At 52.5% G+C, this 18,175-nt stretch carries 12 protein-coding genes; 10 read left to right on the top strand and 2 right to left on the bottom strand.

Translation table 11 applies throughout. The annotated features are described in order from the left end of the window. Positions 1 to 98: 98 nt before the first annotated feature. The gene (locus tag SBL51_RS08460) at positions 99 to 896 is read left to right on the top strand and encodes a sugar phosphate isomerase/epimerase family protein (RefSeq protein ID WP_317930464.1); all 798 of its coding nucleotides are present in this window, start codon (positions 99 to 101) and stop codon (positions 894 to 896) included. Positions 897 to 947: 51 nt separating this feature from the next. After that, complete coding sequence (locus tag SBL51_RS08455) at positions 948 to 1,868, top strand: TIGR03619 family F420-dependent LLM class oxidoreductase (RefSeq protein ID WP_317930463.1); 921 nt, start codon at positions 948 to 950, stop codon at positions 1,866 to 1,868. Positions 1,869 to 1,923: 55 nt separating this feature from the next. Here SBL51_RS08455 and SBL51_RS08450 read toward each other — a convergent pair whose 3' ends face one another. Beyond that, complete coding sequence (locus SBL51_RS08450) at positions 1,924 to 3,087, bottom strand: hypothetical protein (protein WP_317930462.1); 1,164 nt, start codon at positions 3,085 to 3,087, stop codon at positions 1,924 to 1,926. Positions 3,088 to 4,095: 1,008 nt separating this feature from the next. Here SBL51_RS08450 and SBL51_RS08445 point away from each other — a divergent pair. The 7 genes from SBL51_RS08445 to SBL51_RS08415 all read left to right on the top strand — a co-directional run bounded on the left by SBL51_RS08445 (position 4,096) and on the right by SBL51_RS08415 (position 14,935). Next, positions 4,096 to 4,584, top strand: coding sequence for a GspH/FimT family pseudopilin (locus SBL51_RS08445; protein ID WP_317930461.1), 489 nt, complete (start codon positions 4,096 to 4,098; stop codon positions 4,582 to 4,584). 94 nt (positions 4,585 to 4,678) lie between these two features. Next, on the top strand, positions 4,679 to 5,146 hold the full coding sequence (gene pilV, locus SBL51_RS08440) for a type IV pilus modification protein PilV (RefSeq protein WP_317930460.1): 468 nt from the start codon (positions 4,679 to 4,681) through the stop codon (positions 5,144 to 5,146). Positions 5,147 to 5,195: 49 nt separating this feature from the next. Continuing rightward, a complete protein-coding gene (locus tag SBL51_RS08435; protein ID WP_317930459.1) occupies positions 5,196 to 6,275 on the top strand; it encodes a PilW family protein in 1,080 nt (359 codons plus the stop codon). 16 nt (positions 6,276 to 6,291) lie between these two features. Further along, entirely contained in the window at positions 6,292 to 6,873 is a 582-nt protein-coding gene (locus SBL51_RS08430) for a PilX N-terminal domain-containing pilus assembly protein (RefSeq protein WP_317930458.1), read from the top strand. A 63-nt stretch (positions 6,874 to 6,936) separates the two neighbouring features. Further along, a complete protein-coding gene (locus tag SBL51_RS08425) occupies positions 6,937 to 10,497 on the top strand; it encodes a pilus assembly protein (RefSeq protein WP_317930457.1) in 3,561 nt (1,186 codons plus the stop codon). 661 nt (positions 10,498 to 11,158) lie between these two features. Further along, complete coding sequence (locus tag SBL51_RS08420; RefSeq protein ID WP_317930456.1) at positions 11,159 to 13,624, top strand: TonB-dependent receptor; 2,466 nt, start codon at positions 11,159 to 11,161, stop codon at positions 13,622 to 13,624. A gap of 168 nt (positions 13,625 to 13,792) precedes the next feature. Further along, the gene (locus SBL51_RS08415) at positions 13,793 to 14,935 is read left to right on the top strand and encodes a hypothetical protein (RefSeq protein WP_317930455.1); all 1,143 of its coding nucleotides are present in this window, start codon (positions 13,793 to 13,795) and stop codon (positions 14,933 to 14,935) included. An 892-nt stretch (positions 14,936 to 15,827) separates the two neighbouring features. On the opposite strand, the gene SBL51_RS08410 is transcribed toward SBL51_RS08415, so the two are convergent. Next, positions 15,828 to 16,841 carry an NAD-dependent epimerase/dehydratase family protein gene (locus SBL51_RS08410; protein ID WP_317930454.1) on the bottom strand — a complete coding sequence of 338 codons (1,014 nt, stop codon included), beginning with the start codon at positions 16,839 to 16,841 and terminating at the stop codon, positions 15,828 to 15,830. 129 nt (positions 16,842 to 16,970) lie between these two features. Between SBL51_RS08410 and SBL51_RS08405 the strand changes: the two genes are divergently transcribed. Then, a complete protein-coding gene (locus SBL51_RS08405; RefSeq protein ID WP_317930453.1) occupies positions 16,971 to 17,870 on the top strand; it encodes a LysR family transcriptional regulator in 900 nt (299 codons plus the stop codon). Positions 17,871 to 18,175 lie beyond the last annotated feature (305 nt).

Genomic DNA, 18,175 nt, shown 5'->3' with positions numbered 1-18,175 from the left:
TTAAATTGCTGTTGCATAAACTACTGGTGTGGGCCGGCTTGGTAACCGGTGAAAGCGACTTAATTCTCTCTTCGATATAAAAATAAAAGGCGAACACTGTGACTACTTTAAGTATCGGCCAATTTACGGCTCTGGATGTGAGTGTGGAAGATTATCTCGGCCTGGCCGCTGCCAATGGCTGCCAGGCGGCCTCCGTGTTGGTGGTGCCGCCGGGGGGGAATACAGCTCTGCCCCTGGTGACGGTTAATAATTTAGCCGGCGTGCAAGCCAAGCTGCAGGAGACCGGCCTGTCGATTCTCAATGTTGAGTGCCTAATGCTCACCCCTAAAACCGTGGTTGCCGAATTTCGTCCGGCGTTGGAGCTGGGTGCTGCGCTCAACGCCAAAGGGGTAACCGCCCTGATCTACGACACCGACGATGAGCGGGTGCGCCACAATATTACCGAGCTGTGTGCAATGGCCAGTGAATATGGTTTGCGTGTTAATTTAGAGTTTTTGGCATTGAGTCCCAAGTGGAACAACCTGCAGGAGGTGACGGCACTGGTTGAATCCTTGGCGCAACCCAATTTGGGGCTGGGTGTGGATCTGTTGCATCTGATTCGCGCGGGCAACACTCCCCAGGACCTGGCCGCTGTACCAAAGGCGCTTATCCATTACGTACAAATTTGTGACAGCGCCGACGGCAGTGCCAATAGCAACTACGGCGAGGAGGCGGGTAGTCATCGCCTGGCGCCGGGTGCTGGCGTTTTTCCTGTGGTTGAGTTTTTGCAGTCACTGCCGAAAGGGACGCCCATTGAAATGGAGGTGCCGCAGCCCTTCACCGAGCCGGCGGCTGCGCGACTGAAAAAAATTGCAGAAGCCAGCAAAGCACAGATTGCGCTGGCGGGCTTGGTATAAACACTTCTGAGCACTTCCGATTGAAAATAATAATTTAATTGAGGTGGGTGTATGAAACTGGGCTTTGCCATGCCGCATCTTATGCGCTTAAAGGCTACCAGCCAGCCCTGGGAGGCGATGGTTACCGGGGCGGAGCAGACCAAATTAATTCAATGGGCGGAGAAGTTAGGTTTTGAGATGGTGGCGGTGCCGGAACACCACGCCATTCCACAAAAACATGTGGAGCTCTCCGGCCCCCACTATTTTTCAGCCTTTACTGCCATGGCCTATTTTGCCGGGGCCACGCAAACCATGCGGGTTAACAGTTGCATCTCTATTCTGCCGGTGCAGCACCCCATCATTACCGCCAAGGCGTTGTCGACCATGGATTGGTTGGCCAGTGGCCGAGTTACGGTCACCTTTGCGGTTGGCTGGCTCGAGGATGAATTTGCCGCACTGGGTGTGGATTTTCATAAGCGCGGCCGTATGGCGGAGGAGTATATTCAGGCGATTATCGCCTTGTGGACGCAGGCGAGCCCGCAATTTGATGGTGAATTTGTCTCCTTTAAAGATTTGGCCTTTGAACCCAAGTGCGTGCAAAAGCCACATCTCCCCATCTGGTTTGGTGGTGATGCAGAGGCGGTATTAAAGCGCACCGCACGTTATGCCAGTGGCTGGTGGCCATTTTTGACGAAGCCGGAACAGATAGCGGAAAAGATCGAGTTTATAAAGTCGCAGCCCGACTACAACGGCCAGCTCACCGACATTTTTTATGGCTTTGCCACCAGTCGCGTGGGCGAAGGCCACGTACCACAGAGTGACCCCAAGGCCCGGCCGGGAATGACCAAGCAGGCGATAATCGATCGATTAAGTTGGCTAAAGGAGCAGGGGGTTACCTGGAGTTCGGTACCAATTCCGGCACTGGTTAATATCGAGGCCTATTACGACTACAGCCAATGGCTTGCGGAAGAGATTATGCCGGCGGTGAAGTGAGGGGCGGCGCTTATCGTTTACCTTCTGGCCCTACTTTGGCTCGTATCGCGATCGCTTAGCGTGCATCTGCTCGCCACTTGTTGCGCAATTCTGACATAAACAGCGACTCTTTGGGTACCACGCCTTCATTAATCAGTTGTGCAACCACACCATCCAATGCCGGGGTGGTGTCGTTGTCGGTGATGTTGAAGGTTGCCCGCAGCTTGACGAATTTATCCTCCTTGATAAAGAGGTAGGTGTGGGTCAGCAGGCGTTCGCCGGCGCTGTTGGTGAGAATGCCATCAAAGGCTGCTACCGGTCTTGCCTGACTGCCACTGCCTAGATTAAGCGTGCGTTCGTTGTTGAATTGCAGCTGATTAAAGTGATCCCGGTCGGCATAAAATTCAATATCTTTACGTACGCGCTGTGACTCGGCCGCCAGTTGCTCTGTGGTGTTGTCCCAGCGCCAGTCCCGCACGGGATAGATAAAAATATCGACGTAATCAAAGGCAAACTGGTTGTGTACGTAGCGCAGCTGCGTTCCCCAAAAGGGGTGACGAAATTGTGTTTGTGAATCAAAAATAAAATCAACCAATTCGTCGGGCAGGTGCAGGTCTTGCCGATAGTTGGTGGAGTTCAACTTGCTGACCAATACCTCTTCGGAAAAAGATTGCTGGCCTTGCAGCTCGTTCAAGATGTGTGAGATGACGCTCTTGGCTGGATTCCGGTAGGGGTCGTCGCTGCTGCTGGTGAGCGAGGTGCGTGAAGTGTAGGGAATTTCTTGTTGCAGGTGAGCAATTGGTATCCCGCGCCAAGTGAGCAGGCTGTCGGTTTTGATCAGAATCTGCTTCTTCATCGGCAGCGTCATAAGGGTCAGCCCGGAGAGGATAGCGTTGCCCAGTTCGCTGACCTTGCCGCCCAGATAGTAGGTGGTGGTTATTGAGAGCTGGTAGTCGGCATTGCTGTTGGTGTAGTAGGTCTCTTCAAAGAGCCCCGAGGCTTGCGCTTCATCCACCAGTTGTTGTAACGGGATGGGGTTTACTTTGCACTCGCGCATCAACGGTAACTTATCGTAGGCCGCACAATCTTTATTGAGCTCTTCGCTGGGTTGCTTCAGAAAGAGGCTGACCGGTGGGTACTTCTGTTCCAGGTCGGTAGCGTAGTTGGCCAGGACGATTTCATTGGTGGTGGAGCAGGCAGCTAATAGCCAGCAGCCAATGAATAGGAGTAGTGTGCGCAAAATACGGCCCTCGCAGCGGTTACATTATCGTTATTGGCTATCGGTCATGAAGGGTTTAACGAGCCGCTGGCGGACTATCCCTTCCTCTCTCGTCGATCTTCCTGTGCATCCCATCCTGGGGAAGTGGTTGGCCGAGTTGTGCACTCTATCACAAATGGTCGCTACCCGCAGCGGGCGTACGGATTGTGCCTGTTTGGCCAGTGCGCAGCCAATTTCAGGCAATGCTCCTCATATACTAGCTTCGGCCGATAAGGCCCCTAAGTGGTTATCCAGCTCAGCTAAGCCACTCTACCGTCTGACCTCTGCTTACAGGGGCGGTGTGGCACGCGCTTATCGGTTTAGTCGTCAATCGGACGTTGGTCGAGGTTGCCTACCTTGGTGCATTGGGTTGCTGGTGGGATAAGTTGGGATTGAGGTTGCAATCGCCGCGCAGCGGATACAGGTGGCGTAAATTTTAATATCAACGGTAATCTGAAATCGTAATTTAATTCAGTATGACGACATCAATTAATCGCTGTATTTTGCAGGGATATGCCAGGCGATTTGGCAGTTGTTAAGGTTCTTGACCAATGGCTGTTTGTCAGAATATGACCAATTTTGTCGCTGCATCAGTTGCAGGATTAAACGCTTGCGCTCACTTTTCGTTTGATTTCAGTCGCGCTTCGATGAAAAAGCAATTGATTTTCTGTTTTTTATTTCGGCTTATTTTTTATAGCTCGGACGCTGTAAAACCGATAGCGATCATTGCATGAGGTGAGTGCAGGAGCAGAGTGTGATCCAGTGCGCATTTATTTGGGGGGAACTGCACCTGGTGGGTAACCCAGTCACCGACCGGTTTCTATTCTGTACCGATTATCCAACCACTGGCTGTTGACGCTTTCCTTACTTTTTCACTCGCCTACAATAACTGTCATGAACAAAGCTTGAACCCGTTTTTGGCTGATATGCCTTTAACTTCTAAGTATTTATTTTTATAACTTGTTAGCGGCGCGGTAGGTAACTAGGAAAATGAGCAGTTGGCGAATTAATGAACAGCGCGGTTTTACGCTTATCGAGCTACTCATCGTGATCTCGATTATGAGTATTCTGCTTACCGTCGGAGTGCCCAACATGGTTGCTCTCACCAAAAACAGTCGCCTCTCTGCCGGTGCCAATGATCTGGTCAATACCTTGAGCTTTGCCCGGGCCGAAGCCGTTCGCCGTGGTGCCAACGTGGTGGTGACCACGGTCAATGGTGCTGGTGGCAATGAGTGGGGCGAAGGTGCCAGTGTAGCGGTGGCGGGTACTGATCTGCTCATCATGCCCCCGGTGCACGATACCATTACCGCCGACGGTGGTGGCGGTATTATTTCGATCACCTTTACCTCCGATGGCAGTACCTTGTTGGCGAGTTCGGAAACCATAGAGGTGTGCGATAACCGCAGCGGTGAAACCGGCCGGCAAATCACCATTCTGGTTTCAGGCATTATCGATCACCGGACGATGACCTGCAGCTAGCTGCAGGGTTGGGTGTTTACCCGTTAAGGGATATTTCATAAAAGGATTTTGAGTAAGCAAATTAAGCAGATATAGAGTAGGCGGAGTTGTGCAGATGCGATCACGTGAAATAAACAGCCAGGCCGGGGTAACCATGATTGAAATTTTGGTGACCTTGGTGTTGGTAACCGTGGGGGTGTTGGGGGCAATGAGCTTGCAATTGAACTCGTTAAAAAGTGGCAACAACTCCCAGGCCCGTTATCAGGCCAATATCATGGCCTACGAGATGGCCGAACGGCTGCGTGCCAATCCGCACGGTGTCGATGCCGGTCATTACGATGCCATCACCATGGCCACCAACTACACGGCACCCACCGGTGACGTGGCGGCGGGAGACTTATATAAGCTGGATGTAGCTGAATGGAAGAGCAATCTGGCTCAGCAATTACCTTCGGGTAATGGTTCGATTACTGCAGCGGTTGGCGTGTCGAACAAATTTACCATTACAGTTCAATGGATTGAGCGCGAGACTTTTGGTGACCTCTCCTCTTCGGAGAATGTCACTTTAACGGTACGAATTTAATCACTGGTGAGTAAGCCCACTCATCGGCAGCTTCGCGAGCAGCACAATCATGGCGTTTGATACTGAATCCACCAACTCACTTCTACCGTCTGCCCAGACGGGTATCGGCGATAGCCGACGACAAGCAGGCTTCACCATTATCGAATTGATGGTCTCCATTTTACTGGGGGCCCTATTGCTGTTATCGATTACCCAATCCTTCTCCAGCAGTTTACTGGGTGACAAGATGCAGCGCTCCTATTCCCGTATCCAGGAGAGTGGCCGTTTCGCCCTTGAGTTTTTGTCGCGCGATATCCGTATGGCGGACTACTGGGGTTGTCTGTCGAATAATGATCCCGGGGTTATTGAAAACAACCTGGATACCACCAACGCCAACTATGCAACTGCCGCCGCCAGTATTGTTGACTCTTTCAGTCAGGGTGGCCTGGATGGCGAAAATAATGTTGCGGCCGGCACTACCATCGGTGGTATTGATGTGTTGGCCGGCTCCGACGTGTTAACGCTGATTGGTGCCGGTGGCAATAACAGTATTCAGGTGGTGGAACCCTACATGAATACCAACTCAGCCGCCCTGCACATTAGTACCGGTAACGCTATTGCCCAGGGCGATATTTTGCTGGTGACCGACTGTTCCGGTGGCGATATTTTTGAGGTGAGCAACTCTAACCCCGATACCTCCGGTCAGGTTTCACACAACACGGGTATCGTCACCACGGTCGGTAATGGCGATCAGAATTTGTCTCGTATCTATACCGGCGATGCATTGATCATGATGCTGCAGGCCAAAACCTACTTTGTCGGTACCGGTTTCAACGGCCGGACTTCGCTCTACCTCTCGACCGAGACAGGCACTATAGAGATGGTGCCTAATGTCGATAACATGGAGGTGCTCTATGGTGAAGATAAGAACGGTGACAATGTTGTTGACCAGTATCACGATGCCAGTACCGTTACCGATATGGAAAATATTCTGGCGGTACGCATTACCTTGACTGTCTCCAGTGAAGATACCGGCTTTGACGATGCTGCCGCCACCTACACCTTGAACGGCATTACCTATGGGGGCGATGGCCGTTTGCGCAAGCGCTACACAGTAGTCACCAACATTCGCAACCGAATGAATGGTTAAGGCGAGGTAATTGATTATGGTATTTCACAAACCAACCACAATGAAATCTTTGCCGCCGGCGATGCAACAGGGTGCGGCCTTGCCGGTTGCATTGATTGTGCTGCTGGTGATGACTATCGCAGCGCTGTCGAGTTCGCACAGCATTTTATTGCAAGAGAAAATGACCGGCGCTCTGCGTGAAAACCAGTTGGCACTGGAAGCGGCAGAGACAACCTTGGCAGATGCCGAAGATTATATTAATGGCTTGGTTTCAACCGGTGGCTTCAATGACAACGGCAATGGTGGCCTGTACACCGCCGGCAGTGCACCCAATAAGGCGAGCATGAAAACCCACGCCAACTGGTCTGATTCGGCAAAGTATCGTGTGGCCACCACGCTCACCGATAGCAATGTTCCGGCCGGGAAATATATGTTAGAGCTGGTCAATATGGATATTTCTCAATCCACCGATTCCGGCTCAATCAATAACTTGAATGTCAGTCAGGAATATTCCCTTGCGGGATCTGAGATCGCAGGAGTGCGAGTAACGGCTAGAGGAGAGAGCCGCGACGGTCAATCCGTAAAAATCATCCAGGCTTTTTACGGAAAACGTTTATAAGCTTTTTGCTAATGAGGTCCGATCGTGGAAAACGGCCGTAGTTACCTAAATAGAAGTTGCTCGATGAAAAGTTACTCTCAGAAAATATTAGCCGCCTTGATCCTGCCCGCTGGGGCTGTGGCGTTGGTCGCACACGCTGCCACGCCGGTGGTCGACTCGGTCGCTTCTTCGCCGTTGGTGGTGAGTGCCCAGGCTGAACCCAATATTATGTTCCTGCTGGACAGCTCTGGTGGCATGGATCACCTGGTTGCCGAATCCTTCGACCCCACCACTCTCTATCGCTACGATTCCACCACGGATTATGCCCTAACGGCCTATGGTTCGGAGTTAAGCGCAGGCAGCGCCTGTGCCGACTCACCAGCCACCGCCATCGACGCCGCCTCTTATCAGGTGAGTTTGTCGGTGGATGCGCTGGGCAATGCCCAGATCGAACTCGACCCGGATATTTCACTATCGCTACTAAGCCCTTACGTTTTTGGCTACAACGCCGGTGAGTACTGTTTTAACAGTAACGCGACCTACCAGGCGGCCCTGCGTACCGATTTTAACAAGAGCTCCAACGGTACCAGTTTAAGTTTCTACACTACCTACACCGGTAACTTCCTCAACTGGTATTTCTCTTCACCGGGTGCCTACTACGCGCCCGCCAATTTTGGTGTGGGTGCCACCCGTAAACCTTACACAAAATCCCGACTGGAGATCATGAAAGAGTCCGTGGTTGGGGTGCTGCAAGGCCTTAACCAGGTGCGTGTGGGCTTGGCAACCTTCGATATGGGGGGTACCAGCCAATGGAGTGGTATGGCCAGTACCCCCTACAGCCAGGGCGTTACTCTGACCAACTCTGAATTGAATAACGAATTTTTAAAATCCGGTGACAATGCCGTTATTCAGGTGCCGCTGGATTCCATCTCCAACAATCAGTCGGCCATGATTTCGGCCATCGGTTACGACACCAGCACCAGCAGCGGTGACGAGTCCACAGGTGTGGATGCTTTTGGTTTTGCACCGCTGGCCAGTGCCGTGGCGGCTGTGGGCCGCTATTTTATTGCTGGCCGGGTTGGCACCGTGACCGCCCACCCGGGTGACTCCTACGGGGTAACCGCCAGTGATGTAAGTGCTACCGATCTATTGGAGATTACCCCAGTCGCCAATGGTTTCTCTCTGCCTTCCAGTGCCAGCACTAACCCGATGGCAGCCAACAGTAACGAGTGGTGCCGTAAGAACTTCCTGGTAACGGTGACCGGCAGTGACCCATCCATGGACGAGGATGACTTTTCCGGCAGTAACCTGATGCTCGACTACGACCAGGATTGTGCGGCGGGTGGTTGTGGCAGTGACGACAAGAAAAACACTGCCGGTTACAGCTACAGCTACGATGGCTCGGACTATTTGGATGACGTTGCTGCGGCTCTGTACGATATCGATTGGCTGCCCGGCATTAATGACGACTCCGGCAATGCCTACCGAAACAACATCATCTCCTACTTTGTGAGCATTGGTGGTTCCGAGTCGGCCAGTAATGCTCTGTTCTCGGATGCGGCCACTAATGGCGGCGGTGCCTATATCTCAGCCAGTGACTCCGACCAGCTTTTGTCGGCCTTGACCTCACAGATCTCCGCTATCTCTAACGAGGTGGGCTCGATCGCTGCGGTGGCCTTTAACTCCAGCTCACTGGATACCGGCTCCTCGGTGTTTATTGCCCAATTTAATACCGCTCGCTGGAGCGGTAAATTATATAACTATGAGTTGGACCCGGCTTCCGGCCTGTTTTTGGATACTGACGGCATCACCACCTCCACCTCAATTAATAATATCGACCCGGCCTGGGAGGCTTCCGCCATTCTGGATGCGGCCACCTACACCAGCCGCAATATTCTCACCTATGACGGCAGTAACGGTGTCGCCTTTACGGTTGCCAACTTGAACGCCTCGCCCTCCAACCTGTCATCGGCGATGGTGGCGGATTTGTCAGCGGGCAACGGTACTGCGCAAGAGGTAATGCAATTCCTGATGGGCGATACCAGCCTGGAGGGAACCCAGTTCAGAAACCGCGACAGCGTGTTGGGTGATTTGGTTAACTCCACCCCCTCGTTTATTGGTGATCCGACCGCAACCTATCCCGATGCATCGCCCTTCCCGACCGGGGCTGACAACCATATCACCTGGGCTGAGAGCTATCGTACCGGTACTGTTAACCGCAAACCGATGGTCTATATCGGCTCCAATGACGGCATGCTGCACGGCTTTAACGCCAACCTTGCCACTACTTCCAGTGGTGGTGATGAGGAGATGGCCTATGTGCCGAGTTTCGTGGTCTCCGCCAACACTACCGAAGGCCTGCACTACCTAAGCAGTTTCACCTACTCTCATAAATTCTATGCTGATCACACGGTATCGGCGGCGGATGTCTATATCACTGATCCTTCCGGTAGTGCCGATGCCTGGAAGACCATCATTGTCGGCGGCGTGCGCGCCGGTGGCCGCGGCTTGTATGCCCTGGATGTGACCGATGACACCTTCACCGGCAATGACGTGCTGTGGGAGTTCTCCTCTGCAGATGAGCCGGACCTGGGTTATACCTTCAGCCGTCCGACTGTTGCCATGACCAAAAACAGCAAGTGGTCGGTGATTGTTGGCAACGGTTATAACTCGCCAGATGGCGGTGGCGATGGTATCGCCAAACTGCTGATATTGGATATTGAGGCGGGCATGGATGGCTGGACCTCCGGTGACTACATCGAAATCTCTACGGGTGTCGGTTCCACCACCTGGCCGAACGGTCTCTCCTCGCCACGGGTAGTGGATCTGAATAATGACTCCGTCGCCGATCGCGTCTACGCCGGTGACCTGTACGGCAACCTCTGGTGTTTTGATATCTCCTCCAACAACAGCAGCAACTGGGACTCCTGCTACAAGAGCGGCAGCACGCCCAAGCCACTGTTTAAAACCACATCGACTTCCACCGCCCCCACGGCCGGCGATACTTTAAAACCGATTACCACTACACCGCTGGTAGCCCGAATTCCTGGCACTACAGGCGAGACCGTCTATTTTGGTACTGGTCAGTACATTTTGGGTGACGATATCACCAACCTGGATGAGCAGAGCTTCTACGCCGTGCTCGACCCGGACAGCAGTTCCAACACGCCCTTGGATGAGAGTGACCTGGAGCCTCGCACCCTGGTGCAATCCGGTAGCTTGCGCACCGTCACCGGTAACACTATGGATTGGAGTGCGAAGAGTGGTTGGTATATGGACTTCCCGGTCTCTGGCGAACGTGCCGTGACCCGCGCGACCATCGTCAGCAACCTGCTCTTTTTCAATACTATTATCCCCTCCAGCACCACCTGTGATTCGGGCGGTACCGGTTGGCTGATGAGCTTTGATTTCAAAACCGGATTGGCGCCTGCCGACCCCGCTTTTGATGCTAATAACGACGGTACCATCGATGGCAGTGATGCCAACTATGTGGGAATGCTCTTCTCTGCAGGGCTTCCCTCCGAGTCGAAAATGTTGGGCAAAAAACGTTATACCGCCGGTAGTGATGGTGGCGTATTGGTGGACGGTGTTAACGTCAACACCACCGCCAAGGAAGGACGCCTCTCCTGGGAAGAGATTAATTAAACGGAGAGCGGCTGCAGTCGGCGGGTGACCAGTCGTTCGCTGCTAGTGGCAGACTACCACCAATAAAAAAGGCCGCTTCGCGGCCTTTTTTATTGGGTAATCAGCGACTTGTCTGTTGTAGACTTTGAATTGTTGATGAGGGGATATATCAATATTGGCCGCTGCATTGCTGGCACTTAATTTTTGCCACTATTTTTACCGATCGGCAGACTTACCTAGCTAGGCCTCTGTACGCACCTGCAGCATTTTTAGTAGTGTTCGCAGTTGCGAACCGCTGAGCGCAGCAGAAAAATTGTTATTGCGGTAGCGAGGAAATTCTCTGGTATTTTAAGGTCTTTGCCTGCCAAAGCGATAACTGCACGGGGTGCGCGGGCTATAGAGTATTAATGCGATCTGCGGTAACAGACTTCACCGCAAAAAATTGTTTTTTCCATCCGAAACTATTTACAGTTTTCTGTTACGTGATAGATTTAGCCCGAGTGCTAAAGCCAATACGTTAAGTAAAAAAATAATTAAACGGTTTTACACCAGTCTCTTTAAGCCATTCTCTGTCACTTCTGTTCTGCACAACGAGTTAGAGCCATAACGGTTTTATCTAGATATGTAGACTTTGCGCGAGTTTGGTTGAACCAATAAAAAATAATAATAATTGGGAAATCCTATGAAACCACAGTTCCGCAAGACCCTTATTGCCAGTAGTATTCTCTCAGCCTCAGCGGTAATCACACTTCCCAGTTTTGCTCAGTCTGGTGATGAGTACGCCGGTCTGCTGGAGGAAATTGTCGTGACGGCCCGGCGTCGTGACGAGGGTTTGCAAGATGTTCCGATCACCGTTAATGCGGTCAGTAGTGAACAGATTGCCAATCTCAATATTCGTCATTTTGAAGATCTGGAAGGTTTGGTGCCGGGCCTGACCCTCTCGGAAGACAGTCTCGCCCCCAATGCCTCTATGCGCGGGGTGAAGTACGATACCTTCGCCAGTGGCAATAATGCCACGGTCGAGTTCTACTTTAACGATGCCCCCTACGTCTCTTCATCGGTAATACAGGCGATGTTCGATGTTGGCCAGATTGAGGTGTTGCGTGGACCTCAGGGAACCCTGCGCGGACGGGCTTCACCCTCGGGTTCAATCACCATCACTTCCCGCGACCCATCGCTGAATGAATTTGACGGTTATGTTGATGTTACCGCCACCGACGCCAACGCCAGCAACATCAACGCAGCGGTCAGTATACCCATTGTTGAGGATGTATTTGCTGTGCGACTGGCCGGTTTTGCGGAAGAGAATGATCTCTATGAGGTGGAAAATCTGGCCGGTGAGGAGTCCGCATACAAGGGCAGTGGCTATCGGGTGACGGCCCTATTTGAACCTGTCGATGCCTTCTCGGCGAAGGCCTACTACCAGAAATTTGAGCCCGAACGTGAGCCGGTTTACCAAGTCGAGTCGGCCTATCGAGCCGATCCGAGCAAGGCGCCACCCGCCTTTTCCCGGGATATCAGCGCCAGCGATCGTTTGGGGACCTCCTTTCGGGAGACAAATAGCCAGGAGCATGAGCGCCTGGGCTTGGAGCTCTCCTATGAATTCGCCGGCCAGGCGCTCAAGTATGTGTACGCCGACAGCAAATTCAGTTTGGAGCGTGAGCTGAGTGATGAGTCCGGCGATGTTACCGGCGCGGCCCTCGGCACCAACGACCCGGCCCTGATCGCCGCCTGGTACCCGGTGGGCCAGCTGACTAAAACCACGCAGGACAGTGAAGCCCATGAGCTGCGTCTGCAATCGGCCGAGCCACTGTTTGGTTTTATGGACTACGTAGTCGGTGCCTTTAAGCTGGACAACATCCCCGATACCTTTCTGTTGAACCCCACCTTAATCGAGAATCTCGATAGCGGTAGCTATTTTGTCGCCCGTACGCCAATAACCAGCATAAACAAAGCCTTTGAGGAGTCCTATTACGGCAATCTCTCCTTCCGGCTGGGCGAGACCACCGAGTTATCGGTGGGTGGCCGCTACATTGAGTACCGGGAAGAGCGTCTGTTGGATGTGGGTGTGATCTTGATCGGCCCGGGCTCGGTATTGGGCAACGACGGTAAAACCACCAACTATGCCGATATCTACTCGGCATCACTGAAGCACAACTTCAGCGACACCATTATGGGTTACGTCAACTACGGCACCTCCTGGCGGGGGCCGGCGGCCTCGATTGGTGATTTCAGTGCGTTGAAATCAGCCAACCAGCTCGCCTTTGCCGATACCGACCCAGAAGAGTCCCGCTCGTTCGAGGTGGGCGTCCGTTCCGAATGGATGGGGGGGCGCCTGCGCTTGAACGGTTCGCTCTACAAGCAATCGTTTGATGATTACGTCTATCGCGCCCCGGGTGATGGGGTCTATTACAACAGCTACGGCGTGCTGCGTGACCCAAATACCGGTGCAATAATCGGTGTTGCGCCCAGCGTGCAGACTCACAACTTTATCTCTGGTGTACCCATTGATGTGTTTGGTTTGGAGCTCGAGGCCAAGTATTTGGCGAATGAAAACCTGGAGTTGGGTGCCCAGTTGAGCTACTCCAAAGGGGAGATTGATAGCGGCGTAATCCCCTGTAACGACCTCGACGGCAATGGTGTCCCGGATGCCTACGTCGACGGCGCTCCCAGCGTGGCCGATATCGAAGCGGTGAACGGCGGAAACTTCTTCTTGGGAGGAGAGAACGTCTCCTCCTGTGTGGTGGATTTCCGCGCGAACGATGCGCCCCTGTGGAATGCCACGCTCACTTCCGATTACTCTTTTGAGGTGGCCGGCTTCGATGGTTTTGTTCGCGGTTTATGGACCTTCTACGGTGAATCCAAAAATGATCCCATCAATCCACTGGACGATGTCGACGCCTACAACCTGCTGAATCTTTTCGTCGGCATCGCCGACCGGGAAGTGGGTTGGGAGGTACAGCTGTTTGCCAAAAATCTGTTTGATACCGAAGAGGTGTTGGAACGTGAGCAGTTCCCAGGCTCGGTCACCTATCAGCAGTTGTCCGGCGGGGCGGTGGTCAACCAGGTCACCCTCAATTCTGACTATCGGCAAATACAGATCACCAAAGCCCGAGAGGTTGGTGTCAACTTCCGCTACACCTTTTAAAAAGCGTGTCAGCATAATTAGCAGCGGCCTTCGGGCCGTTGCTTTTTTTGCCCGACATTTGGCCAATGGCTTTTGAAATATTCGACTTCTGCACAGTGAAATTGCGGTATTGCCTCGAATACCAACGCACAGAATCGTTCGTTAGCCGGCAATTTTCAGGAGTGGTTTATGTTTCAGGAGTGGTTTGAGCAAAAAATTACCCGGCGTACCTTCCTGGAGTTATCCATGATGACTTCTGGAAGCTTGGTATTCCCTCACACAGCAAAGGCAGTAAATGATATGGATTTGACAGGCGGTATTAACCAGGAAAGAGAATTTGTCTTGCCACAGCGGCCGACGACAGCGGACTTACGCGATGCTGTGAATGTCTGGATTGAAGAGCGCAGTGGCGCCTTTGCCTTGCGTATTGGCGTGGAGGCCTTGGCAGAAAAATGGGATAACCAGCTGGTCTGGTTGGATATCGCTTTTCCCGATGGCCGGGTGCTCAATTTGCGCGATGAGAGTGGTCCAACCCACCCGGCACTGGATGCTCAGGGACGGCCCACCATTCGCGGTTCCGGCGGTGTCAGTTTTCAATGCCTGGAGCCGTTTAAGCACTGGCGGGTTACCTTTTCCGGCCAGGCGCCGGAGACAACGGCGATGGATCTGATTCAGGGAGTTTGGCCAGAACAACCGCCAATGACGCAAGTGACTCTTGCGATCGATATGCATATGGCGGTGCCACCTTGGGCGCCGGGTTCCATGCTCAAAAAGAGCGACACCACCTTAAACGGCGAGCAGGCTGAATTTATTAGCCCCCGTTACGAACAACTGTTCCGCTGCCAAGGGAGCATGCAGGTGGGTGATCAGACCTACCCGGTTAATGGTAATGGCCTGCGCATCCGTCGTCAGGGGGTGAGGAAATTCGAAGGGTTTTGGGGGCACTGCTGGCAGTCGGCGGTGTTCCCCAGTGGCAAGGCGTTTGGTTTTAATACCTTCCCGCCGCGTCAGGATGGCGAACCCTCCTACAACGAGGGTTATGTGTTCAACGGCAGTGGTGTGCTGAAACCGGCCCGGGTGATACAGGTGCCTTGGATTACCGAGTTAAAAACTCAGGGGGACGATGTCTCGTTTGTGTTGGCCACCGATGAGGGTGAAATCTCTGTGGAGGGTAAAACGTTTATTAACACCCGCTCCCGGGCACCCGGTCAGTTGCCGCCCGGTTTTCCCATCGTGCAGCAGGCCCATGCGATCTACCGCTGGAATGGTGAAGAGACCGTAGGGATGGTGGAGCGCTCATCGCTGCCAGAGGTGTTTACCCATTTGCCGTGATTGCTGTTGCGGGCAGGCTGTCCTGCTCGGAGCAACAGCTAACAGTTTTCTCCTTTGTCTGCTTTGACCTGTGCTATTTGTGGCAAACCGCCGAACGCCGGCGGTTTTTCTTTGTAAATCAATTACTCCCCTAATTCTGAGCGTGCGAATCTATCTGTTCGCTACGCTTGGAAAATCATCTTAGCTTTTCTTTGCACTTATTCGCCCCAATCGCTGGCGCGTAACACCGCATGCGCCTTGACATGCAGTTACTCATTTCAGATAAAACATTGCACGCCAACATTTTGCAAAGGGATTCGCATGTGAGATAGACAACTCTGACCCAGGTGTAACCACCATGTATAAGAAGATTGTTTTGCTATGCATTTTAGGCGCAAGTCTCGCAAGTCATGCCGAAGAGCCCGCGGCAACATTTTGCCCCACCGCACAGGCGGGTGACACCGAGTCATGGTTGTTAGCCCAGGGGCGCAGCTGCAAATCGAGCTGCCGTGACGAGGCGCGTTGGTGCCAAAATAACTGCAGCGATGGGCCCGATACCAAAACCTGCCAGCTTATGTGCGTAAATATCTATTACGAATGCAAGCGGCAATGCAGTAACAGCGATAGTGCCAATCTGCTCTGATCAGTGGCAATGATAAACTCGCTATTATTGGTCGCCCCGGTAACAACATGGGTGGGCGGGATTGCTAACCGGATTGGCTAGCCTTGGTTGCACAATTGCTTTGTGTGTGAATAACGGTCGCGAGGCCGTCAGTTTTCGCCATTTACCGATGATTGTCATCCTTCAATAACCGGCGCTGATTGCGCCGTTTTTTTGAAAACTTTTAAAAGTTACCGACCTGTTTAATCAATAAATATTGACGACTTTTTTCGGCTTTTTATCGCGGCGGGATCAATCGTCCGTGGGCAAGTTAAACCACGCCACGGCATCGGCAATGGTCTCGCTTATGGGGCGTGGACTCCAACCCAGTTCGGTGCGGGCCTTGCTGCTGTCCATCACCTTAAAACAGTTGGATAGGTAAACGGCATCGGTGCTGACGATATTGTCCTTCTTGCCCAGCAGTTTATAAAAGCGTTCGGCCATCCAGGCGACGCCATAGGCGAACCACTGGGGAATTACAATTGGCGGCCTTTGTCCGCCGAGTTCCGTCGCCAAGGTAAAAAACTCCCGATTGGAGATGTACTCATTGGCGATAATATAGCGCTCTGCAACTCGCCCGTAGCGCTCTGCCAACAGCGCTGCTTCTGCGGCATCACGAATATCAATGGTGGGTTGGCAGGCATCCAAGGTCACCCGCTCTTGCCCGCGCGCCATTTTACCGAGCATGCCGTTGTGGGGGGTGGGTTGAAAGTCCTGGGGGCCGTAGGTGTTGGCAATGCAGAGTGCCATTCCCGGCAGGCCCTTCTCCCGGCTGTATCTTAATAACTCCTGTTCCGCTTTTAAGCGGGCCATAAAATAGGGCGATGCCCGGTCGTACCAGTTGAACTCAATCTCTTCGGTTACGGGGCCATTGGGATTAAAACCGAGGGTGCCCATTGAGCTGGTAAAAATAAATCGTTCGATGCCCTTGCTGAGGGCTATATCCATGGTGTTGACCAGCCCTTCAACGTTATTGCGAAACAGCGGCTCGGGGTCTGACAGCCAGAAACGAGGGTCCAGTACGTTATAAAAAATAGAGCAGCAACCCTCAATGGCCGCGTGCAGCGTCTCCGGTTGCAGAACATCACCGTAGAAGATCTCCACAGCCAAATCAGCAAAGGCTTGGGTGTTGCTGGTTTTACGTACCAAGACACGGACTTTGCGACCCTGTTGCACCAGCAGCCGGGTAACGTGGCTGCCCATAAAACCGCTGGCACCGGTCACCAATACCGGTTTATCCAGGGATAGTTTCTGTTCTTTATTCATCGTCGACACCCTTGCGCTTGTGGATAGACAAATCTACCTGGAAATAGGTATAAGTAACATTCGAATAAACTTGTCACAGATATGCATTTTACTGATGGCCTGTTGAGGCTTATGGGGTAGGGGGCCGCTATGAAACTGGACTTAAAAAAGCTTAACCATCTAGTGACGGTGGCCCGCCTGGGTAGCCTGTCGAAAGCGGCGGAGCAGTTGCACCTCTCCCAACCGGCGCTAAGTCGGAGCGTGGCGCTGATTGAAGAGCAGGTTGGTGCGGCGCTGTTTGAGCGTAGTGCCCAGGGGGTGGTGTTGACCAGCCTGGGTGAGGTCACCGCCGAGGCGGCAGAGAAGCTGCTGCTGCAGGCAACTATTTTTGAGCGCAACGTCACTCTGTTCAGTCGGGGTGAGTCTGGCCGCATCGCGTTTGGTATTTGGCCGGTGATCAGTAGTTTGCTGCTGCCGGATATCAGTGCCCATTTTATGAGTGAACATCCCAAGATAAACATGCGGGCCACGATTAAACCTGCCAGCGAACTGATGCCGGCGCTCTATGCCGGGGAGATAGAGTGGTTGTTGGGCGGTATAGGCTATTTTGAATCCGCTGCCGAACTGAACGTAATTGAGGTGGGGGCGATCGATGTCGGGATGGTGGTTCGGGCTGGCCATCCGCTGGCCAAAAAGCGCAAGGTAAAGCGCCAGGATCTGTTCAGCCACCCGGTACTGTGCGGCGTGGAGTTGTCGCGCCTGCCCAGTGAGATCACAGAAAATGGGGTGTTCATTGCCGATAATTTCGAGGTGCTCAAACACACAACACTGCACAGTGACGGTTATTGGATAACGCCATTGGCTTTGGTTAATGAAGATATAAAAAGCAGGCGGTTAAAGGTACTTACCTTTGAGAGTGCCCCACGACCATGGCAGATCCCTATTGCGCTGGTGTCTCTCAAGGGGCACTTGCTCTCGCCGTTGGCACAATCGGTGGCGGACTATGCCTGTACGGTTCTGCTAAACAAATCATCCGGCTCAAATGGTTAGCTCGGATCGAAGCTTTCTGGCTGAGGGGGCGTAATAATTTTATGAAAATTTTGTGGGCGAATTAATTGGGAGTGTTGATGATTTTGCTAAGTTACAACTCAATTTTGTTGCAGAGGATGTCACGTTTTTTTGAAATCTCGAATGCAAAAAATATTTCATTTGAAGTCTATTCGACGTTAGTCGAATGTGTGAAATTAGCGGTTAAATAACAGTCTGGTTAATTATTAAGCTGCTAAAGAACCGGTTAATGTCGTGCGATAAAAAATATTGCAGAAATAGAATAAGCTTCTCGAAATAAATTCAGC

It is taken from the genome of Halioxenophilus sp. WMMB6 (genome assembly GCF_033283405.1).
Classification (GTDB): Bacteria; Pseudomonadota; Gammaproteobacteria; order Pseudomonadales; family Cellvibrionaceae; genus Halioxenophilus.
Note: the sequence above shows the minus strand (reverse complement) of the source record. Positions and strands in the feature narration are given on the sequence as shown.